General features: G+C 40.4%; 18 protein-coding genes and 1 pseudogene. 5 read left to right on the top strand and 14 right to left on the bottom strand.

The window, feature by feature from the left end; all coding sequences use genetic code 11:
* Positions 1-261: 261 nt before the first annotated feature.
* The 4 genes from ACH2DQ_RS10380 to ACH2DQ_RS10365 form a co-directional block, all read right to left on the bottom strand.
* Positions 262-2454: an alpha-galactosidase gene (locus ACH2DQ_RS10380; RefSeq protein WP_395026662.1), complete on the bottom strand. Its 2193-nt coding sequence runs from the start codon at positions 2452-2454 to the stop codon at positions 262-264.
* 182 nt (positions 2455-2636) lie between these two features.
* A complete protein-coding gene (locus ACH2DQ_RS10375) occupies positions 2637-3467 on the bottom strand; it encodes a carbohydrate ABC transporter permease (RefSeq protein ID WP_394910751.1) in 831 nt (276 codons plus the stop codon).
* Positions 3468-3481: 14 nt separating this feature from the next.
* Positions 3482-4378, bottom strand: coding sequence for a carbohydrate ABC transporter permease (locus ACH2DQ_RS10370; RefSeq protein WP_394910752.1), 897 nt, complete (start codon positions 4376-4378; stop codon positions 3482-3484).
* Between the two features lie 125 nt (positions 4379-4503).
* Complete coding sequence (locus ACH2DQ_RS10365; protein WP_394910753.1) at positions 4504-5844, bottom strand: ABC transporter substrate-binding protein; 1341 nt, start codon at positions 5842-5844, stop codon at positions 4504-4506.
* Between the two features lie 318 nt (positions 5845-6162).
* Between ACH2DQ_RS10365 and ACH2DQ_RS10360 the strand changes: the two genes are divergently transcribed.
* A complete protein-coding gene (locus ACH2DQ_RS10360; RefSeq protein WP_394910754.1) occupies positions 6163-6996 on the top strand; it encodes an AraC family transcriptional regulator in 834 nt (277 codons plus the stop codon).
* Positions 6997-7027: 31 nt separating this feature from the next.
* Here ACH2DQ_RS10360 and ACH2DQ_RS10355 read toward each other — a convergent pair whose 3' ends face one another.
* The 4 genes from ACH2DQ_RS10355 to ACH2DQ_RS10340 all read right to left on the bottom strand — a co-directional run bounded on the left by ACH2DQ_RS10355 (position 7028) and on the right by ACH2DQ_RS10340 (position 13533).
* Positions 7028-8698 (bottom strand): diguanylate cyclase domain-containing protein, encoded by a 1671-nt coding sequence (locus tag ACH2DQ_RS10355; protein WP_394910755.1) that lies wholly within the window; start codon positions 8696-8698, stop codon positions 7028-7030.
* Between the two features lie 244 nt (positions 8699-8942).
* A complete protein-coding gene (locus ACH2DQ_RS10350) occupies positions 8943-11501 on the bottom strand; it encodes a response regulator (RefSeq protein ID WP_395026661.1) in 2559 nt (852 codons plus the stop codon).
* Positions 11502-11506: 5 nt separating this feature from the next.
* Positions 11507-11869, bottom strand: coding sequence for an Hpt domain-containing protein (locus tag ACH2DQ_RS10345; protein ID WP_394910757.1), 363 nt, complete (start codon positions 11867-11869; stop codon positions 11507-11509).
* 2 nt (positions 11870-11871) lie between these two features.
* Complete coding sequence (locus ACH2DQ_RS10340; RefSeq protein ID WP_394910758.1) at positions 11872-13533, bottom strand: diguanylate cyclase; 1662 nt, start codon at positions 13531-13533, stop codon at positions 11872-11874.
* A 159-nt stretch (positions 13534-13692) separates the two neighbouring features.
* Here ACH2DQ_RS10340 and ACH2DQ_RS10335 point away from each other — a divergent pair, with 159 nt between their 5' ends.
* From ACH2DQ_RS10335 to ACH2DQ_RS10320, 4 genes are all read left to right on the top strand, one after another.
* Positions 13693-15153 carry a GntR family transcriptional regulator gene (locus ACH2DQ_RS10335; RefSeq protein ID WP_394910759.1) on the top strand — a complete coding sequence of 487 codons (1461 nt, stop codon included), beginning with the start codon at positions 13693-13695 and terminating at the stop codon, positions 15151-15153.
* A 73-nt stretch (positions 15154-15226) separates the two neighbouring features.
* Complete coding sequence (locus ACH2DQ_RS10330; protein WP_394910760.1) at positions 15227-15901, top strand: hypothetical protein; 675 nt, start codon at positions 15227-15229, stop codon at positions 15899-15901.
* Positions 15898-16644, top strand: coding sequence for a hypothetical protein (locus tag ACH2DQ_RS10325; protein ID WP_394910761.1), 747 nt, complete (start codon positions 15898-15900; stop codon positions 16642-16644). The genes ACH2DQ_RS10330 and ACH2DQ_RS10325 overlap by 4 nt, the downstream gene beginning before the upstream one ends.
* Complete coding sequence (locus ACH2DQ_RS10320; RefSeq protein WP_394910762.1) at positions 16625-17032, top strand: hypothetical protein; 408 nt, start codon at positions 16625-16627, stop codon at positions 17030-17032. The genes ACH2DQ_RS10325 and ACH2DQ_RS10320 overlap by 20 nt, the downstream gene beginning before the upstream one ends.
* A gap of 89 nt (positions 17033-17121) precedes the next feature.
* On the opposite strand, the gene ACH2DQ_RS10315 is transcribed toward ACH2DQ_RS10320, so the two are convergent.
* The 6 genes and pseudogenes from ACH2DQ_RS10315 to ACH2DQ_RS10290 all read right to left on the bottom strand — a co-directional run.
* Entirely contained in the window at positions 17122-17889 is a 768-nt protein-coding gene (locus ACH2DQ_RS10315; RefSeq protein WP_394910763.1) for a LamB/YcsF family protein, read from the bottom strand.
* Positions 17890-17949: 60 nt separating this feature from the next.
* Positions 17950-19299, bottom strand: a complete 1350-nt coding sequence (gene accC / locus ACH2DQ_RS10310; RefSeq protein WP_394910764.1) for an acetyl-CoA carboxylase biotin carboxylase subunit — start codon at positions 19297-19299, stop codon at positions 17950-17952.
* 21 nt (positions 19300-19320) lie between these two features.
* Positions 19321-19755: an acetyl-CoA carboxylase biotin carboxyl carrier protein gene (accB, locus tag ACH2DQ_RS10305; protein WP_394910765.1), complete on the bottom strand. Its 435-nt coding sequence runs from the start codon at positions 19753-19755 to the stop codon at positions 19321-19323.
* A gap of 53 nt (positions 19756-19808) precedes the next feature.
* Positions 19809-20813, bottom strand: coding sequence for a biotin-dependent carboxyltransferase family protein (locus ACH2DQ_RS10300; protein ID WP_394910766.1), 1005 nt, complete (start codon positions 20811-20813; stop codon positions 19809-19811).
* A gap of 1 nt (position 20814) precedes the next feature.
* Entirely contained in the window at positions 20815-21543 is a 729-nt protein-coding gene (gene pxpB / locus ACH2DQ_RS10295) for a 5-oxoprolinase subunit PxpB (protein WP_394910767.1), read from the bottom strand.
* Positions 21544-21600: 57 nt separating this feature from the next.
* Positions 21601-21913: pseudogene (locus tag ACH2DQ_RS10290) on the bottom strand (hypothetical protein); the annotation flags it as partial.

Here is a 21913-nt window from a genome sequence, read left to right as displayed (position 1 = left end):
AGACTATAAAAATATGATTCTTGCAGAATAATACTGAAAACAAAACAGCAACGGCTCGCAAAAGTTTTACCGTAAGCGCAGGGGACTTCTCTACACAGAAAAAGAGCTGCTCACCGCCCACTGCTGCTTCAAACGAACAAAAGTATACATCAGTTCACATAAGTCAAAAAGCCCGCATGTCATCTTTTCAAACGACATGCGGGCTTAGACTCTGTTTCCAGACTTTATGAAATATTTTATGCAAAGCAAACAAAATTCTTTTTAAACTTCTTTTATTTCAAAATTAAAACTCTGATAATCTCCATTGACCAATGGAATATTTATTCCTGCATTCATCAGTGCACTTCCTTCGTAGATACGGTCTTCCTCATTCACTTTATAGAAACTGTCCGGTTTTAATCCTTTTACTCTTACCCTGTTTAATGCCGGGTTTGCATAAGAATGAAGTATTACAATACTAAACAGGGAACGGCTTCTATCTTCATTTACAAACTGCCATGCGGCATAATCGTGATTTTCTTCCGGATTGCTCAGCCGGTAGTATGTCCCGTATTGAATCAGATCATAATTATCTTTGAAGAAATGAATCTGCTGTCTTACGGCATCCCGTTCTTCTTCGTCCAAAGTGCGGACATCCAATTCATAGCCGAAGGTCCCTGCCATCGCCACCGTACCTCTTGTCTGTAGCGGTGTGATCCTTCCGGTCTGCTGATTAGGGCTGACAGATACATGGGCTCCCACACAGCTGATCGGATATCCAAATGAAGTTCCATACTGAATCCGAATCCGTTCGATGGCATCTGTGTCATCACTGCACCAGATCTGCGGCATATAATACAGCATACCCGCATCAAATCTTCCACCCCCTCCGGAGCAGCCTTCAAATAGAATATCCGGGTATTTTGTAACAAATTTCTCCATCATGTCATAGAGTCCCAGAACATAGCGGTGACAAACTTCTCCCTGTCTGTCCCTTGGGAGTAATCCGGACCAGACATCTGCGAAATTACGGTTCATATCCCATTTTACATATTCCACATTTGCTTCATCCAGGATGTTTCCTATAGTTTCAAATAAATAATCTCTGACATCCTGCCTGGAAATGTCCAGAACCAGCTGGAAGCGTTCCAGATTCGGTTTTCTGCCCGGGATCCGCATACACCATTCCGGATGGTTCCGGTACAATTCACTGTCTTCATTCACCATCTCCGGCTCAATCCAGATACCGAATTTCATGCCCAGGTCATTAATCTTTTTAGCTAGTCCGGTAACTCCGGAAGGCAGCTTTGTTTTATTTACAAACCAGTCCCCCAGTCCGCTGAGATCATGATGTCTGGTGCCAAACCAGCCATCATCCATAACAAATAATTCAATTCCAAGATCTCTGGCACTATCTGCAATAGACACCAGGGTATCTTCCTCAAATTCAAATTCCGTCGCTTCCCAGTTATTGATAAGTACCGGTCTGCGCTGCTTTTTGAATTTGCTTCGAATCAGATGATCCATATATAATTTATGAAAATTACCGGACAGGGTGCCAAGACCGCTTGCACTGAAAGACAGAATCACTTCCGGTGTGGCAAACACATCTCCAGGCTCCAGCTTATACCGGAACCCATCCCCGTTAATTCCCATGACAAACCGTGTCTGGTTAATCTGGTCTACTTCCACCTGTGCCATAAAATTACCGCTGTATACAAAGGAAGCACCATAGCATTCTCCATATTCTTCCCCTGCATCCCGGTCACAGATAATCACAAATGGATTCTCATGATGGCTGGAAGTTCCCCTGGCACTGTCAATCAGCACCTTGCCATGGCAGACGTTTCTTCTCTGCATCATCCGTTCCATGTTGTGTTTTCCATAGAAAGAAATTACATCAAAATTATCTGTAGTAAAATCAAGACATGCCGTAAGAGCTCTGTTCAGGTAAATTGAATCTTTATTTCCATTTTTAATTCTGCATGCTCTGGTAATCACATCATAGTCTTCCAGCACTCCATATAGCAAGGTTACTTCCAGATCAGTTGCCTGATCTTTTAAAACGATTTCCAGGGTCTGGGCTTCGGATTCCTCTGCCCATACTGCCGGAAGGCCTTTCAGGCTGTATTTGCCGTTATATATTTTATGGGATACATATAACAGTTCCGTTACCTGGCTTCCATCCGGGTTCTCTGCCTGAAGGCAGCTGGAACGGTAATCTCCCATGCCGAAAGTAGAATATTCCTGGGGATAGGTATCAAGTGAATACCCACGGTCATTTCCACCCTCATAGGGATTTCCGGAAAACCCCCGGTTAATTCCACGGATCAGGTAGGATAATTCCATGCTTCCGATTTTTGCCCCATAATACACATGTATTAAATGCTGATAACTGCTCACCATCATCTGATAGGTAGCATTTTTAGTCTGTATGGTAAAGAGTTTATTCTCCTGGTCAAATGTAATTGCCATTCCATTGGCCTCCTTCTTTTCAATTCGTGTTTTACGTTACTATTCACGTCCAGAAGGCCGCTCATAGTAACGATTCGGAGCGATATTTAAAGTTTTGCTGCGCAAAAATCGACCTCACTCCTGAATCACGTTCTCACGGAATGCGCAGTTCAGCGCATTCCTGCCCGTGAATAGTAACTGTTTTACAGTTTACCGCCGGAAGTAGCAATTCCCTCTATAAACTGTTTTTGGAATATTACATAGATAACGATCATCGGGAGGCAGGCAATCAGGGATGCTGCCATCAGTTCCGGGAATTTCGTTACATACTGTCCCTGCATTTTCGCAAGTGCGGCAGAGAGTGTCAGCATGTTTTTATCTGTGTTTACGATCATAGGCCACATCAGATCTTTAAAAGCAAATACGGCGGTAAAGATTCCCAGTGCTACCATTGCAGATCGTGTTAACGGTGCCATGATAAATAAAAATGTCTGTCCGATATTACATCCGTCCAATCTTGCTGCCTCTTCCAGATCATTTGGCAGCCCCATGTATCCCTGTCTTAAGAGAAAGGTACCAAACGCCGTTACAAGTCCCGGAAACACCAGTGCAAAAATTGTATTCATCATGCCCATTTTACTGATCATCAGGTACTGCGGTATGATAAAGATCTGTGCCGGAATCATCATCTGGAACAAAACAAGGGAGAACATCAGGTTCTTGCCCTTAAAATTCAGGCGGCCAAACGCATAACCCGCCATTGTGGCTGTAATTACAGCACATAATACCCTGCCAATAATTAATAATAATGTGTTTTTATAAAGCAGCAGAAAATTCATATTATTCCACACCGCTTTAAAAGCGTCTGTTCTCCAAACCTTTGGAAATATTACAAAGGGATCTACCTGGGTAGCTTCCGTTACCGACTTAAACGCAGTTAAAATCATCCAGAGGAAAGGTACCAGCATGGTAATAGAAATTAAAATCAAAATCACATGAATTACAACAGATACTACTTTTTTCTTCGATTCCATTACTTTCCCTCCTTCTAATTATAATGAACCCATTTTTTCTGTGCCAGCATCTGGAAAACAGTTATAATCATAATTACAACTAAGAGCAGCACAACGATTGTGGAACCATAACCCAGGTTCTTCTCCGTAAATGAGTACCGGTAAAACAGGTAAACCAGCGACTGTGTCTTTTCCAGCGCCGGATTGGACTTGTCCATCACCATGAATATCAAGTCAAATACCTGTAATGCACCGATTACCCTGGTTACTAAAACAAAGAAGATTGTTGGGGAAATCAGCGGGATGGTAATATGGAAAAACTGTTTGATCCCGGTTGCACCGTCTATTTCTGCTGCCTCATAATAATCATGTGGTACTTCCTGTAAACCTGATAAGAACAACACCATATTGTAACCGATAATGGACCAGACACCCACAACTGCGATAGCAAACACCGCAATCTTCGGGTTCGAGATCCAATTAGTGTCTGCCCCGGTCAGATTATTAATCAAACCAAAGTCAGAATTGTATAACCATCTCCATACCATAGCAATTGCAGCAGGCGCCGCAACCATTGGCAGGAAAAAAATTGTTCTGTAGACACTGCGCCCTTTCATCTTGCGATTGAGCAGAACAGCCAGTACAAGTGCAATGGCAATGGAAAAAGGAACTTCCACAATTGCATATTTAAAGGTATTCAGTAAAGCCTGCCACACCTGACCGTCACCAAAAAGTTTCAGATAATTATCTGCACCAACGAATATATTTCCCTTACCAAAATCCCCGGTCTTAAAAAAGCTCTGGTAAATAGTCTGTACGATTGGGATAATATTTAAAACAATTAACCCGATCATCGTTGGTAATATAAACGCCCAGCCCCAGAGAAATTCGTTGCGGGCGCGGGAAGTGCCTTTCACTTTTTTCTTTGACATCTATCCCTACTCCTTTCGTTTTCAATTCGATGGCGGTACAGCAGACCTGCCATACCGCCACACTTTACTCCATGAGTCACAATCTGCTTACATAATCCTGATGAAGCAGTGTAATTTATCCATTTTTACTCTTCTGCTAAGGATGCATTCATTTCTTCTGCGATCTTCTTGCAGGTTTCAGCCATATCGGCATTCCCTGCCCATACTTCTTTTAAGAGCTCATTTGTCTTGTTTTCCCAGATTACAGTCGATCTGGAATAAGGTCTGATTACCATATCATCACGTACGTCTAAATACGCCTGTAAATTAAATTCAGGTGCAGATTTAACCCAGTCTTCTGATGTTCCTTCATAAGCGGACATGGTAACACCTAATTCGGCCTGTTTTTTCTGTGCTGCTTCTGTTCCAAGGTATTCAATGAGTTTCCATGCATTATCTGTATTCTTGCCATTTGCAGATGCTGCCCATCCAAGTCCGTTGTATACAGAACATCTTCTTCCTGATTCTGCATCTTTTGGCATAATCGCTACATCCAGATTCTCTTTGGCGTAGTCGTCATCCTTGAAACTGGAGATCATCCAGGAACCCTGAAATGCCATTGCAAGCTGTCCGGATCTCAGCAATACGTCCGGTCCATTTTCTGAAAGAGTCTGGCTGCTTGGCATAGAACCGTCTTTGATCAGCTGTTCTACATACTGCATTGCTTTAATGGTATTGGGATCATCATATCCGGAAGCCTTTTTATCATCTGATATTACTTTGCCGCCCATATCGTAGATAATGTTGTAGTAACCTTCGTGGTTTGTATCACTCTTCATTCCCAGACCATATTGTGATCCGTCTGCTTTAGTCAGTTTCTTTGCTGCTTCCGCAAGGGTATCCCAGGTCCATGTATCATCCGGATATGCCACACCTGCTTCATCAAACATCGTTTTGTTATACCAAAGTGCAATGGTATCAATGTCTTTTGGAACTGCATAAACATGATCGTTATATGAATAAAGTTCTTTGATGTCTTCCGGGAATTTACTCATATCCAGTTTATCACTATCCTTGATTTTATCGGTCAGATCAAGGAGCATGTCATTTTCCATATATCTCTGTGCTTCGTTGGAATGCATCCAGAATACATCCGGCATAGATCCTCCCTGTGCGCCTGCTTCCAGCAGTGTCCAGTATTCATTCCAGGTAACAACCTGAATCTGTGTTGGGATGCCCGTCTCTTTTGTAAAATCATCCATAATCTGTTTTAGACCCGGCTCCTGGTAAGTATCCCAGATCATAACGGAAAGCGCATCACCGGAAGCATTTTCTGTGGCTGATGCAGTATCTCCTGCTGTAGATTCTTTTGTGGTACTATCTGTAGCATTTCCGTCTCCTGTATTTCCTGAACTGCCGCAAGCAGTAAGGGATAATCCCATAATTCCCGCCATTACAAGTGCGTATGTTTTTTTCATTTTTATCATTTTCGAAATCTCCTTTTACCTTAATATTACTTCCTGTCATTTGTTTTTCATAAACTGTTTCTGTTCCTATTATCAAGTCTTTCAGCATATCAGCAAACTTATGATGGGAATTATAGAGTCTGCAGCCTTATATTTCCAGCAATTTGACCAATACGCCTTTTTCTATGTGACTTATATTAACACTTTATACAAACCTTGTACATGCTGTGGTATTATTTCATTCATACCTTTATGTGTCATTTATACTCTGTCATTGACGTTAGGACACATAATGGTATATAATACAAAAGATAATTTATGGAAGTGAGGTACTAAAACGTGCGCGATTATCTTTTTTTGAGCAATGATTTTTTTGACATTACCATATATCAATATGGCTACCAGCAATGTGAGCCGTTTCATACTTTTGGTCCGGCAATGCGAAACCATTACCTGATACACTATATTATTTCCGGAACAGGCGTTTATCGTGCGGGTACCGAAAAATCCGAGGCAGAGTACCATCTGCACGCCGGTCAGGCTTTCTTAATTGAGCCAAATAAAGTCATTCATTATACTGCAGATGAAAATGATCCATGGGAATATATGTGGATTGAATTTGATGGTTTAAAAGCAAAAGAATATGTCAATCATGCTGGACTGTCACATGAATCACCGATTTATAATTCCATAAATGAAGAGGGGAAAAAGAAAGTATATGCTTATCTCAGTTATATTATTGACCATCCGGACTCCCCTGCTCCGGAGATCATGGGATATACGTATCTGTTTTTCAGCGCCCTGATTGAAAGTTCTAAAACAGCGAGAGCCCTCCCGAAAAATGATATTAAGAAATTTTATATACAATCTACTGTGGATTTTATTGAGAATTATTATATGAAAGATATTTCCGTGGAGGATATGGCGGCTAATCTCAGCCTGAACCGCAGCTATTTCAGTAAACTTTTTAAAAAAATGACGCAAAAAAGCCCACAGGAATTTTTGATCACATACCGCATTCATAAATCCTGTGAGTTTCTTCGTTCCACTGATATGACGATCGCTCAGATCTCTCCTTTAGTGGGCTATGCTAATCAATTTCATTTTACACGTGCATTTAAAAACATCATGAATATATCTCCAAATGAATGGAGAAAACGCAATCGCTATTAAACATTTGCGCTCTGAACGTGTTTGAACTCTTTCAGCTTAACCCACATTTATACTTCTGCTTATCCACATACATTTGTTTGTCCGCCTCCCGGAACAACGTTTCCGCATCTTTATTGCCCGTACCTCTGACAGCAGAACCACTGGCAATAGAGATATCGCGGCAGTGCACTTTATTATATTTTCTAATCCGTTCCTTCAGCGCCTGATCTAATTCATCCAGGTCCACATCATCCTTATGTATGACAACCAGGAATTCATCTCCCCCAATTCTATAGACATCCCCCGCGCCGCCGTATTCCTGCTTAATACATTCCGCCGCACCTTTAATCACCTCATCACCCGACTTGTGTCCGTATAGGTCATTTGTCTGCTTCAGATTATTCAGATCCAGCATGACAAATGCCAGAGGGGCTTTGTGCTCCTGATTTTTATCCTTTTCTTTCTGCTGTTCCATAAATTCATCAAAGGAAATGCGGTTCAATGTCTGTGTCATCATATCCGAATAAGCCATTTTTTCATAGAGTTCAAACTGTGTCTTCTCCTTCAGATAGAGAAACAGTTCTTCATAATTTAAATAAATCAGTATAATCAGAAAAACAATCAGCCCATATCTGAAAAACTTGCTGTTATCCTCCATTGGATTGGTGTAAAAACGAATCAGTGCAATTATGGAAAAAACAGTCAGACCCAAAATTGCATAAAGCATACCTTTCGCTTTTCTGGAATTCATCTTCACCGCTTCATATAACAAAAATGCTACCATAATGATAATCACCAGAAACATCATCATATGGGTAACGATCAGCATTTGGGGAAAATCAGCTATATTCCCCAGATATACTAGACTTTGTACAATCATATTGATCCATAATATCATTTGTATCAGTTCAATATATTTGCCTTTATTACTACATATATTTTTTACAAAGGACAGCATATAGACAGGCATTGCCATAAAACTGATAAAAGATAAGATACATAATGCTACGCTGTTCCCAATCATAAGCTGTGATAACTCTGAATCGGACCAGATCCACACCGAGGATATCACCATGAATAATCCCAGATATAAAAATGAATCAAAATTATAATTGAGCTTTTTGCTGTAAAGCCCGGCATATACAATGAGCAATACAATTCCAACTAGCAACAGAAACAGGATACATCCTATCTTTCCAACATTACTGTAGATGACTTCTGTAACATACGCTCCCGCTGTTCCTATCCTGACCGAGGCGATTCCCCCTGACAGATTTTTATAGGGGCGCTCTAATTCTATTGAAATGTCCTTACCGCTGTCCTTAGCAGATACCGGTATCTGGCAGGAAATGTACCCCAGCATACTCCCCACAGGAGGCTTTGTATCAAAGCCATATTCGTATACACACTCCTGTCCGATATAAACCCGTACTTTCTGGTATCCATTGCTAAATATTATATTTTCTCCATCCCTCACCTGAGGAAGCTGATTTCTAAGGCTTATGTATCCCTCTTCATTTTTGATTTTAAATGGAAATGGTACTGCTTCTCCCTCTTTTCCATCCAGCTGCCAGCCATCCTGAAAAAGCCTGCATTCCTCTACCTGGGGACGGACATCCGGCAGCTCTGACGTATTAATTACATTTAATAACATTATAATCAACAGTATACCGGACAAACATGTTAATAATCTTATAACCGTTTTTACATTATTTTTGTTCATATATCCTGCTCCGTTGTTCCTGAATCTCACTGAAAAGTATTTCTTTCCGATTTGAGATTCAACTTTGTGAAACATATCTTTTTTAGATATTTTATCACACTCAACAACAAAACACTATATTATTTAATTCTACAATTTCATATACCGAAACTTTACACATTTACTCTTGAGATATCTGCACACCATTTAAATTCTCTGCTCTACGCAGTCTTTGCTATTTTCTATTTGCACTTTCGGTCCGGATCTATATTAAATATCTTTTTAACAAGCGGGTCAATTCTATGACGTCAATAGGCTTTGCTGCATGGGCATTCATACCACACGCCAAGCAATGCTGGATGTCATCAGAAAAAGCATCTGCACTCATAGCTATGATTGGAATAGATAGCGCATCAGAACGATTCAGTCCCCGAATTGCTTTTGCAGCCTCATAGCCTGTCATATACGGCATTCGTATATCCATAAGAATAGCATCATAATATCCCTCCGGTGATTTTTGGAACTTGTCCAGACATATCCGGCCATCTTCTGCCCAATCCAGTTCTACCCCCAGATCTGACAACAATTCACTTGCCACCTCCCAGTTAAGTTCATTATCCTCGGCAAGCAGAATTCTGCGTCCTGATAGATCAATATTTTGCTCCGATATCTGATCTTGGAGTTCTTCAACGCCCATGAATTGTCGTAAACTATAAAATAAAGTTGACTTAAACAGCGGTTTAGAAATAAAACCACTAATACCTGCTTCGCGTGCCTCTGTTTCAAATTCACTCCAGTCGTAAGCAGAAATCAGCAGAATCGGTACCTCTTCTCCTAAATTGCTGCGAATCTCTTTTGCAACTTGAATTCCATTCATCCCAGGCAATTTCCAATCTAATAGAATTATTTGATAATCATCTCTCTTTTTGTGGTGTTGGTTTACCAATTCTATTGCCTTTTCTCCACTAAGTGTCCATTCAGCTTTTATACCGATAGATGTTAATGCGTTCATGGCTGTTCTGCACAATAATTCATCATCGTCAACTACCAGCATATTCCAGGAAGGGAGAACCATATCCACTTCCAGTGTATCAGCTTTTTCAAAATCAAACGTAATATGGAATTCTGTACCTTTATCCGTTTCGCTTTGTACCTCAATTGTTCCTTCCATAGCATCTACAATATATTTTGTAATTGCCATTCCCAGACCGGCACCCTCAGTTTTATGTATCCTGGCTCCATCTGCACGACTATAGGATTCGTATATTTTTTTCAGAAAATCCGGTGACATACCGATACCGTTGTCTTTGACATTGATATGAAATCGGACATAGTTATCTCCTTTTGGAGATTTTTCTTCAAAAAGAGATAATAGTATCAATCCTCCCTCCGGTGTATACTTCGTTGCATTCGATAAAAGATTCAGCAAAACCTGATTTAAGCGTACGCCATCACACCACACATTTTCTGTTAAGATATTCTCAACATGTATATCAAAAGTTTGTTTTTTTGACTTCACCTGCGGCTGCATAATGTTAACAATTCCTTCAACAACTTCCTTTAAGGAAATCTGTTCTGATGTTAAAGACAATCTACCACTTTCAATTTTAGACATATCCAATACATCATTAATCAACCCCAATAGATGTTTGCTGGAAAGTGTAATTTTTCTAAGGCAATTCTGTACCTGTTCCCGGTCATCCATATGAGCTGTGGCAATGGCGGTCATACCCACAATTGCATTCATGGGCGTACGGATATCATGGCTCATATTCGCTAAAAATTCACTTTTTGCTTTGCTTGCCTCAAGCGCCATCTGACGTGCCTTCTCCAGTTCATGCAGCTGAGAACGGGTCATGGAGAAATACCGGCTAAAAATAAATACCAGAATGATTAAAACAGAAACACATGCCAGTAATGTGGTGCTTATGCGGTGAACACCCAGATCACTTATTATCGTGTTCAATACATTGTAAGGCATAACCGCTACCAGATACCACTCAGAAAAAGGTAATGGTATGCTATAAATTTGTCGTTCTTCGCCATTTACTTCAAGTGTTGCAGTATACGTCTTATGATTCCTCAGGGCAGTGCCAAAAACATCAAGAGAATTTTCTACAGAATGTTTGTTTGCTGAGTCATTAAGTTGTTTTTGTAATTGTTTAAAAAATTCCCACAACTCAGTGTTGGAATTTTTTATTATAAAACTCCCGTCCGGCCGGATAATATGACAGTATATCAATTGCCCTTTACCCTTTAAAGAAAGAAAATTAGTGATATACTCCAAAGGAACGGCAGCTATTAAGCCCGTACTCGACATGCCATTGGACATTGGATACGCAGCATTGACTCCAAACAATATCACTTCATTTCCAGCCCGATCAACACCTATCGCAACTCTTTGTTTCCCCTTTATTAATGATTCTACAAAAGGTGTTGAATTTGACGGCTGTATTGGTTCTCCATGCAGAGTCTCAATGTATCCCTCCGCAGAACAAAGTGCTAAATAATCAAAATCCCTGACCTGTGCCCTGTAAATGAGCTCCTCATATATTTTCTCTTTGTTGTTATTCTCCGCTGATACGACGGAAACAATACCACTAACCTGTTGAAAACGCAGGTCGATTACATTTTCAAAATGGTTGGACATTTGTTCCGTCATGCCAGCCATATAAACTTCCCCTATCTGATAAAAGGTTTGTTTACTCATACGATTCATATGTAATCCCAGCAAGCTGAAAACAACAATACTAAAAATTAAAAGCCCAATGAAACTATATATTAGAAATTGCGTTGTAGGATTCTTTTTTTTACTGAATTCCATTGATACTATTCCTCCCTGGATCTCTTATATTCTTCAATGAGATTCATTATTTGATAATAGTCATTTGATAATTGGGGTATCATAGCGGCAGCTTTGCTAAAATCGTTTTCTTTTAACGCTTTTGTCACTAGACTGCTGCTTTCATATAATTTGGTAAAAGAAAGATTTTGACAAATTCCTTTGAGTGTATGAATGGCTCGGAGAGCCTCAGCATAGTCCTTATTACCCATAGACACTTCAAATAGGTTAAAGCTATTATCCTCCAGAAATTTATATACAAATTTCTGAACGGTTTGTTCACGCCGGAATCTGCCCAGCACCTCATCAAAATCTCCGTCAAAACTTATATAACATTCTCTCAAATTCATATTCACATTTCCTCCTTTTTCTTTGTTATCAACTTTTCATCCAGAAAACATATCGTCACCTGGTTTTTTATAGTCTTAGCCTGATACATCATGTTATCTGCAGCTTTAAAGAGTTCTTTTGTTTTTCCCATTCCGTATACCCCACCTATGCTTACAGAAATATGTATTTCGGGATGTCCATCCACTGCCAGAATATCTACAGAGTGTCTAATCTTCTCTAGTTTTTTCTCAAAGATATCTGCAGGTATACTGTAAAATATAATTACAAATTCATCACCGCCATAACGAATCACGGAATCTGTCTTTCTTACACATGACATTACCGTTTGGGCAATACATTGTAACACGATATCGCCTACATAGTGGCCATGCTTGTCATTAACGTTCTTAAAGTTATCTACATCTATTACTGCCATAGCCTGGATAGCTTCTGTTCCTTGAAAATGCTCGTCGTAATAACGACGATTGTAGACACTGGTTAGGGAATCAATATATAATAATTTTAAATGCCACTGTTTACCAGACAGGAAGGTGTATTTTTCATAGGAAAACAACCTATCGTAGTCTATTTTATTTCTCATATCCTGATTATTATTTTTAGCCTCTTTTTCTGATGAGATATCCGTCAACTCCCTTTCAAGGATATCCCCGATTTCTTGCAGACACAATAAAAGTATAGGATTAAATGCACCACATTGTCCTTCTATAATCATTTTCAGAGCTTGTTGATGTGAATAAGCTCTCTTATAACATCGCTCACTGGTCAATGCGTCATATACATCAGCAAGAGCAACCACCTGGGCAGCAATGGGAATTTCTTCTCCCTTTAATCCATCCGGATAACCATTTCCATCATATCTTTCGTGATGCCACCTGCAGATTTCAGAAGCTACTTTGACAAGCAGTGCTTCTTGCTGCTCAATTGGCAAGTTCAGTAGTATCTTGGCACCGATTGCCGAATGAGTTTTTATCACTTCAAATTCCTCGGGTGTAAGGCGTCCAGGTTTATTCAAAACTGAATCTGAAATTGAAATTTTCCCAATATCATGCAGTGCAGAAGCTGTACTTATTAAAGAAATATCAGCGTTGGACAAAGGATATTGATCTGTCCGTTGAACCAGCTGCTTGAGCAGATATTTCGTAATCGTATTGACATGCAGTATATGTAAACCACTCTCTCCATTACGAAATTCCACAATGTGAGACAGTATTGAGATCATCAGCTTATTATTTTTTTCCTGTTCATAAAATTGTTCTGCAATAATCTTTTCCAACCGCTTTTGCCGTGCATATAAAAACATCGTATTAGAAATTCGGCGCTGGACAATTGTTGAATCAAAAGGTCGGCTGATATAGTCAAAAGCCCCCAAGTCGTAGGCGCGTTTTATATTCGAGGGAGAATCGTCAGCAGAAATCATTATAACAGCCAAAGTATCATTCCAATGGTATTTGTTTATGTAAGCTAATACTTCAAATCCATCCATTTCAGGCATCATAATATCAAGAAGCAGGAGTGAAAAATCCGTTCTTTGTTTTGAGAGAAGTTCGATTGCTTCTAAACCGTTATCAGCCTCCGCGACATCATATTGATCTTCCAGAATATTTACTAAGAAAGCGCGATTCATTTCTGAATCGTCTACTATTAAGATTTTTTGTTTATTCATAGCTTATCTCTTTTCTAACAATTTTACGGTTCTATTATAAATGTTACCATTACAATTTTTCAATAACCATATTGGACAGGTGTGCAAATAGGTTTGCAATTTTTGATGCTGACAACAAAGATTCTTTATGATATAATTCAAGCTTATAGGAGATGTGTTATGAAACCACAAGAAACTAAATTTACATTTGTATATAAAGAAATTAGACAGTGTATTTTGGATGGTCATGTACTTCCTGGGAGTTCCTTGCAATCCTCAAGAATGTTATGCGATCAATTTCATGTAAGCAGATATACGATTAACCGTGTCTTCGATGCATTGCGTAAAGAAGGACTGATCGAGATTAAGCCTCGTCTTGCACCAATCGTTGTTTCAAGAAAAGATACTACAAAATCAACGGATTCTCTTTCTGACATTTTGAAGCAAAAAGATAGTATTTTGCAGGTATATCAGACTTTTGCCCTTATAATGCCTTCCATTCAGGTTTTTGCTTCACAAGACTGCGATATAGAGATAATGCCTCACTATAAGAAAGCTATGAAAGTATCACGTTTAGGTCTTTCTGCGGGCGGGTGGCGCCCTCCTGCTAATTTGGGTTACGATATAATAAAAGCAGGTGGTAATTCCCTATTAGGCGAACTCTACTCCACATTTGTTCTTTACAATAAGCTAACATTTTTTACAGAAGAGTGTCCCTATTTTTCTAAACAATTTTTACAGGGTCCTGTGTCTGTGACCGGAACTATTATAGATATATTAAAAGGCAAAGATCCATCCATTAAGTACAAAAAATTATCAAATATGTATCAAAAACTTACGGACTCCATTGAAAGCACATTAAAATATTTATCAGACACGACTCCCAAATGTCCTCCGCAAACCGGTATGTTGTTTACGTGGAATCCAATGCGTGGTCACGATTACCATCACTCAAAAATTGTTGATGACTTGAATTTAAAAATTGGTCTTGGAGAATATTCTGTTGGAATGTATCTACCATACGAAAAGCAGTTAGCAAGCCAATACGGTGTCTCAGTCTCAACAATCAGAAAGGCATTATGTGAACTTAGTCAAAGAGGTTTTGTAAAAACATTAAATGGGAAAGGTACTATTGTTATAGAGCCAGATGATACCAGAATTCATCAACTTGCTCTTAATTCTGGATATGCAGAAAAGGCATATCGCTATCTTCATGCCCTGCAGTTAATGGTATTAATCATTCATCCGGCTGCTCTAGACGCAGCCCCACGGTTTACCAGAAGTGAATTGGACGAGTTAGCAGAAAAATTTACGTCTCCAGGTTCCATTTATTTAGCAGATATTATAAAATCCATATTAAAGCATACCACTTTAGAACCATTTTATGTTATTTTATCTGAAACCTGTCGACTTCTTGAATGGGGACATCATTTCACTTATTACAAGTCCAGGAGACATTCACTTTCACATCTTAATAAACAAGTCATTACAGCACTGCAGCAGTTAAGTGAAGGTAATAGGAGTTCCTTTGCAGATGGTATAGCAGATTGCTACCGTTACATTTTAGTCCGTGCAAAGAAAAATATGTTAGAAAAATATAAATTTAACACAGCTAATATTCGCGTTCCAGAGAAATACTAAGGTGTGTATACATACCTGCTCCAAACCATATGTGCAAACACACTCTATCAATTGTGAAAGGAAAAATCTTATTATGAAATGCCCAAACTGCGGGGCGGCACTGGATGATTCTGTGGCGAAATGCCTTTACTGCGGCTCCACTAACTTCCCCGGCGCCGAAAAAGAATATATGAAGGAGCTTCATGAACTCCATAAAGATCTGGAAAAATTAGAAGAAGTCCCCATGGACTGCTTTGAAGATTCTGTCAAAAAAGAATCTGCACGTGCAGGAAAACGCATTGTTATTTCTCTGCTGATAACCGTCCTGGTGGCACTTGGAATCTTTATACTCTTCCGGTTCAATGACTTCCAGCTGCAAAAGCAGGACGCCGCACAGACTGCCTGGGAACGCACTGCATTTCCAAAAATGGATGCCTGGTATGAGAAAGAAGATTACGATGCTGTACTGGACTACATACTGACAGATCCTGAGACACAGAAATATTCTATTTACAACTGGAAGCATTCTGACTTTATCTGGGCATATGCGGATTATCTCATAATTATTAATCCGGAGCAGAACAGTGAAAAAGATATAATGACAGCCATGACTTCACTCCTGATCATGTCCCGCCTGGAAAATATGCGCCAGGAGGATTCCGCGAAAGTAAAAACATACCGGAAAGAAGCCGAGCAGATTTTAAACGAACGCTATAACATGACCTTAGACCAATTACAAAAAAACTATGAGGAGGCGGTAAAAAAATGAAATGTACATTCTGCGGAGGTCCATTAACCTTAAAGGATGAAAAATGTCCTTATTGCGGTGCCCCAAATCCTGATATTCTAAAGCACCGCTCTGATATGAAGCACTATCAGTCTGAATTTAAAAAAACACAGGATGACGTTTATACCACAACTCATAAATTTACGAGTTTCAGTGTCCGCACAAGCATCATCGCTTTTCTGGTCATCCTCAATGTTGCCGCTTTGATCCTGATCGGGTCCGCGTGGCCCATCTACAAAAGCGTCACCAAAAGCACGTTACATAAAAATGAAGCTGTACATAAAAAAGCCATGGACGATCTAATCAAAGATGAAAAGTATATAGAACTGAATGCTTACTTTAATTCAAACAATTTATACCTGGGTGACGAATTTGATACTTACACAGCAATTACAAGGGTGTCAGATAGTTACAACAGCATTTTCAACTCGATTAATTCCATGATCAATCCAGAGCTTTCCAGCAGCTGGTCTCCAAGATATCTGGTTTCCAGCCTCTCTTCCTACTATGAAACCATATCGGGAGAATATTTTTTATATGAGGGAAAATACCTGAATGAACATTTTGCTGCATTAGATGATATTGATCAGAAGATCCAGCTGCTGCTGACCTCTTTCTGCAAACTGACGAAGGAAGATCTGAGTACGCTCCCCAATCTTTCCGCAAATGGAATCCAAGACTTACTGGAAAGGAGATTAGACATCCATGAAGAAGAAACGAATTAGCATATCGGGCATCCTGATTATCATACTGACGATCCTGTTTGTCTTTTTACTCCTTATGGGTATCACACGGCTTAAAGAAGAATTCCGGGGTTATACAAAATATGACGAGCAGTCTTTTGCATCAGATCTCAAATACCAGGATTATGTATCCATACTGCGAAAAACAGCCCAAAATGAAGCCCAGGGTGCCAAATCAAATGAAATTCTTGAAGAATATTATGCGCTTGGGCACTACTATGAGGCTGCTGTTCATTACAAAATTTATAAAGACAGCAACTATACAGAAAAAGCTGCTGCATATAAAGCAGTCATGGATGAGGAAGAAAAGAAAATGGGACAGCTCCAGTCTGAAATACCAGATATGCTGGAAATACTTTTCAACCAATAAATACGTTGATTCAAAAAACGCCTGTATCATGAGATAAAGCTCTCATGTACAGGCGTTTTTAACAATTATCAATGAATATTCTATTACGCTTATACAATCTCATCCAGCGGGCTGATTTCCACGCCTTCCTCTATCAATGTTTTACGGATCTTCTCTACAAATGCCAGGGCTTTTTCCCCATCCCCATGGACACATACAGAGTCCGCTTTAATCGGGATATCTTTTCCGGTAATCGCAGTGACTTTTCCTTCTTTTACCATACGGACAACTCTTGCAATCGCTTCTTCTTCATCCGTAATCATAGAGCCTTCTTTTCTCCGGTTAACCAAAGTTCCATCCTCTTCATAAGCACGGTCTGCAAATACTTCCAGTGCAGTACGAAGCCCGCAGTCTACAGCTGCCTTAGCCAGCTCTCCGCCGGACAATGCCAGGACAATCAGATTCTTGTCAAAATCATAAATTGCTTCGCAGATACCCTTTGCAAGCTCATAATCCTTTGCTGCCATGTTATAAAGTGCTCCATGGGGTTTTACATGCTGCAGACTGATCCCCTGGGCTTTACAGATTCCAGCCAATGCTCCGATCTGATAAAGCGTATAGGCTTTTGCTTCCCCCGGCGTGATGTCCATGACACGTCTGCCAAATCCCATAAGGTCCGGCAGTCCCGGATGTGCGCCAACCCGCACCCCTTCTTTTTTCGAGATCGCCACTGTCTTCTCCATAACAACTGGATCAGAAGCATGATAACCACATGCCACATTTGCCGATGTAATAAATGGAATCACACGATCATCCATTCCAATTGTATAGTGTCCAAAGCTTTCGCCCAGATCACTGTTTAAATCAACTTTATACATAATTAACTCCTTTCTTTCTGGTACAGCATTGCTCAAATAATTGAGTCATACGAACTAGTTTCACGATCCCAGTTTCATCAACTGTTCAATAAAACCGGTATCCGCTTTGCCTTCGCAAAATGTAGGATGCTTCAGAATCTGATACTGGAAATCAATATTTGTCTCAATACCCATAATTACCATTTCATCCAGCGCAGAGCGCATCTTCTGCAATGCCGCTTCCCTGTCTGGTGCATGTACGATGACCTTGGCGATCATGGAATCATATTCTGACGGTATGCGGTATCCGGTATAAAGCCCGGTATCCACCCGTACTCCATTTCCCGCCGGAAGATGCATATGTTTAATCACACCCGGACTTGGCATAAAGTTCTTCTCCGGAATTTCTGCATTAATCCGGCACTCAATGGCATGGCCGCGAATAAGGATATCGCTTTGGCTAAAGCTCAATTTTTCTCCCATAGCAATTCGGATCTGTTCTATAATTAAATCCGTACCGGTAACCATCTCTGTAACACCATGCTCTACCTGAATACGGGTATTCATTTCCATAAAGAAAAAGTTGCCTTTTGGATCTACAATAAACTCGATGGTTCCTGCATTTGTATAATTTACAGTTTTCGCCGCCAGAATCGCATAGCGGTTCATTTCCTCCCGCATTTCCTCCGAAATAGCAGGTGATGGCGATTCTTCAATCAGCTTCTGATGGTTTCTCTGTACCGAGCAGTCACGTTCTCCCAGGGCTGCCACATTTTTATATGCATCCGCAATAATCTGTATTTCAACATGTCTCGGATTCTCAATAAAGCGTTCAATATACATGGTATCGTCGCCAAATGCATTGGCGGATTCCCTCTGTGCCATATTAAATTGAAATTCAAATTCATCTTCATTCTTAGCAACGCGCATCCCTTTGCCGCCGCCGCCGGAAGATGCCTTAATCATAACCGGATAGCCGATTTCTTTTGCAATCTTTGTACCTGTCTCAGCATCATAAACAGGTTCCTTCGTACCGGGAACAACCGGTACTCCGGCATCCATCATGGTCTTTCTGGCATGGGATTTATTCCCCATACTGTCAATTACTTCAGCGGATGGTCCGATAAAAGTGATTCCATTGGCATCACACATCCGTACAAACTCACTGTTCTCAGATAAAAATCCAAATCCCGGGTGTATCGCATCAGCCTCCATATTATTCGCTGCGCTGATAATGCGTTCCATATTCAAATAACTGTTCTTTGCAGGACCTTCCCCAATACAGATACGCTGGTCAGCCAGCTGTACATGAAGGCTGTCTTTGTCCTCCTTAGAATAGATCGCTACACTGCGGATGCCCAGGTTACGGCATGCCCGGATAATTCGAACTGCTATCTCACCCCGATTGGCTATTAATATTTTTTTAAACACAGTCCAATCCTCCTTATATGCCTATAATTTTTTAACGCGGAACAGCGGCTGTCCATATTCTACCTTTTGTTCATTGCTTACTAATATCGCTTCAATCTCACAGTCAAAATCGCTCTCAATTTCATTCATCAGTTTCATTGCTTCCAGAATGCAGACTGTCTGTCCGCCTTTTACCACGTCGCCAACTTTGACAAATGCCGGTTCATCCGGTGATGCCGCCGCATAAAATGTTCCTACAATCGGAGAGGTGATAAAGCACTGCTCCTCTTCTTCTGCCTCTGCTCCGTTTTCTGCAGCTTCCACAGCCGCATAACTGACAGCCATTCCTTCCGGAACTCCAGGTCCATATTTGATCTTGCTCATGGAAATCTTAACGTCTCCTTCTTTGATCGAAAATGTTGTCAAAGATGACTTTTCAATAATTTTTATCAAACCCTCTATCTTTTCTAAATCCATCTAAATACCTCTCTCTCTTTTCCACTTATCTTATTTTACCTATCTGCTTTTATCTATGAGAAGAGTTTTTCCAGCCGCTTTGCAACCAGGCGGCAGTCTAAAACCTCTTTACATGGCTTGTGTATTTCTTTTCTTAAATCATCCATTTCCTTTATCTCATCCAGATAAAGGCTCTGCGCCTCAGAAACGGTAATTGCTTGAAACCGGATCTTATGATCTGTTTTTCTTTGTACCAGCTTCGGTATATCTACAGAAGCAACCGTTGCAATCTTCGCATAACCGCCAGTAGTCTGTCTGTCAGAAAGCATAATAATCGGCTTTCCATGGGATGGTACCTGTACAGATCCCATCGTGATCCCATCCGAGATAATATCTGCTGTATCTTTATATGCAATAAAAGGACCTTCCAAACGGCACCCCATGCGGTCAAAATCACTGGTCACTTCATATTCGCTTTCCAGAAAACTTTCCATTCCCTGCTTAGTGAAATGACTGTCCTGGGGTCCTAGTATAACTCTTAAAACAGCATCCTCCTGGTCAAATTCATCCAAATCCAATTTTCTGGATAAAAAGTATGGAAGATACCTCCTTTTAATTCGGAATCTCACATAATCTCCAGCCTGAAGTTTCCGTCCTTTATATCCGCCTACCTGGCTTCGGATATTGGTTGAACGGCTCCCCATAATAACCGGTATATCCAGATAACTGGAAAATGCAATATACGCCCTGCTTCCTGTTCTGGCACTCTGAAATTCCAGTATATCCCCTTTATTCATATATATAGCGGTATACATAGGAGCCGGCTTTTTATTAATCATTGGCTGGAAATCCCCTCCGGTTATGGCAATAATCGTAGCTGAGGTAAATTCCAATGTAGGACCAATTAGAGTAATCTCAAGCGCCGCCTCATTTTCCGGATTGTCCAGAAGCAGATTGGCAATTTTAAAAGACCGTACATCCATGACGCCTGAGACGCCAAATCCCTGGCTCTGATATCCGGTTCTTCCCAAGTCCTGAACAGTTGTCAGCATGCCTGCTTTTAATACACGAAATCCCATTTTACACACCTCCTTCATGAACGATACACTGATATTCGCCCCGCTTGACTAATTCTTTGATCCGGTAAAACTCAGTCTCATCAATCGGTACAAAACGGATATAATCACCTGCTTCGAACAGAATGGGAATTTCTCTGTCAGGATCATAAGTCTTCACCGGAGTAAGCCCGATCAACTGCCATCCTCCAGGAGAATCCAGTGGATAAATACCCGTCTGAGAACCTCCGATTCCAACACTTCCTGCACTGATTTTAATCCTTGGGTTCGCCAGACGCGGCGTATGAAGGCGCTCATCCAATCCTCCCAAATAAGAAAATCCGGGCAGGAATCCAAGCATATAGATCAGATAGTCTTTGGAGGAATGCAGACGGATTACTTCTTCCTGTGTCATTTTAGCATTTTCGGCAACTGTCTCTATATCGGGTCCAAATTCTCCGCCGTAGCACACAGGGATTTCTATAATCCGTTTTTCACCTACTTCCGCCATAACGTCCACTTTTACTAATTGACGCATCCGTTCTACAATCATTTCATATGAGATAATTCTGGGATCGTAATTGACCAACAAGGAACAAAAAGCCGGGATCGTATCCACGATTCCTTCGATCTGCTGCTCCTTAATCAGCTGTACAATAGCCGTGATTTTCCGATTGATTTCCGGGCTGATTTCTTTGCCAAACTCAATCAAAATCGCAGAATCACCTGCTGTTAGAATTTCAATTTTAAGCATATTGCTCTCTCCTATTTCAAAAAGGTGCAATCATATTGACTACACCTTTTGTATTTTCTATGCGAATAATTTGCCAAGACCTGAAAGGGAAGTAACTCCCAGATAAGCTGCAAGCAGAACTACCAGGATACCAAGGATCAGCAGCCACTTCGGATGATGGTAATCTTCTCCCATGATACTCTTTTTCTGGGATGCAACAAGGCATACACCTAAAGTAACCGGTAAGATCAGGCCATTTAAGGCACCAGCCAAAACCAGAAGTGTGGCAGGCTGTCCAAGAATTGCCATAACCAGCGTAGAAACCGCAATGAAAGCAATGGTAACCCATTTTTCATATTTTGCAAGCGTATTTGTTAATGTCTTGATGAAG

It is taken from the genome of Robinsoniella sp., from assembly GCF_034124845.1.
Note: the sequence above shows the minus strand (reverse complement) of the source record. Positions and strands in the feature narration are given on the sequence as shown.

Bases quoted from the DNA above. Each gene is read 5' to 3' on its own strand.
- ACH2DQ_RS10375 (WP_394910751.1), bottom strand. From the start codon at position 3,467: ATGGAATCGAAGAAAAAAGTAGTATCTGTTGTAATTCATGTGATTTTG.
- ACH2DQ_RS10315 (WP_394910763.1), bottom strand. From the start codon at position 17,889: ATGTATAAAGTTGATTTAAACAGTGATCTGGGCGAAAGCTTTGGACAC.
- accB (WP_394910765.1), bottom strand. From the start codon at position 19,755: ATGGATTTAGAAAAGATAGAGGGTTTGATAAAAATTATTGAAAAGTCA.
- ACH2DQ_RS10370 (WP_394910752.1), bottom strand. From the start codon at position 4,378: ATGTCAAAGAAAAAAGTGAAAGGCACTTCCCGCGCCCGCAACGAATTT.
- ACH2DQ_RS10300 (WP_394910766.1), bottom strand. From the start codon at position 20,813: ATGGGATTTCGTGTATTAAAAGCAGGCATGCTGACAACTGTTCAGGAC.
- ACH2DQ_RS10380 (WP_395026662.1), bottom strand. From the start codon at position 2,454: ATGGCAATTACATTTGACCAGGAGAATAAACTCTTTACCATACAGACT.
- ACH2DQ_RS10340 (WP_394910758.1), bottom strand. From the start codon at position 13,533: ATGAATAAACAAAAAATCTTAATAGTAGACGATTCAGAAATGAATCGC.
- ACH2DQ_RS10330 (WP_394910760.1), top strand. From the start codon at position 15,227: ATGAAATGCCCAAACTGCGGGGCGGCACTGGATGATTCTGTGGCGAAA.
- ACH2DQ_RS10350 (WP_395026661.1), bottom strand. From the start codon at position 11,501: ATGGAATTCAGTAAAAAAAAGAATCCTACAACGCAATTTCTAATATAT.
- ACH2DQ_RS10365 (WP_394910753.1), bottom strand. From the start codon at position 5,844: ATGATAAAAATGAAAAAAACATACGCACTTGTAATGGCGGGAATTATG.
- pxpB (WP_394910767.1), bottom strand. From the start codon at position 21,543: ATGCTTAAAATTGAAATTCTAACAGCAGGTGATTCTGCGATTTTGATT.
- ACH2DQ_RS10320 (WP_394910762.1), top strand. From the start codon at position 16,625: ATGAAGAAGAAACGAATTAGCATATCGGGCATCCTGATTATCATACTG.
- ACH2DQ_RS10355 (WP_394910755.1), bottom strand. From the start codon at position 8,698: ATGAACAAAAATAATGTAAAAACGGTTATAAGATTATTAACATGTTTG.
- ACH2DQ_RS10335 (WP_394910759.1), top strand. From the start codon at position 13,693: ATGAAACCACAAGAAACTAAATTTACATTTGTATATAAAGAAATTAGA.
- ACH2DQ_RS10325 (WP_394910761.1), top strand. From the start codon at position 15,898: ATGAAATGTACATTCTGCGGAGGTCCATTAACCTTAAAGGATGAAAAA.
- ACH2DQ_RS10345 (WP_394910757.1), bottom strand. From the start codon at position 11,869: ATGAATTTGAGAGAATGTTATATAAGTTTTGACGGAGATTTTGATGAG.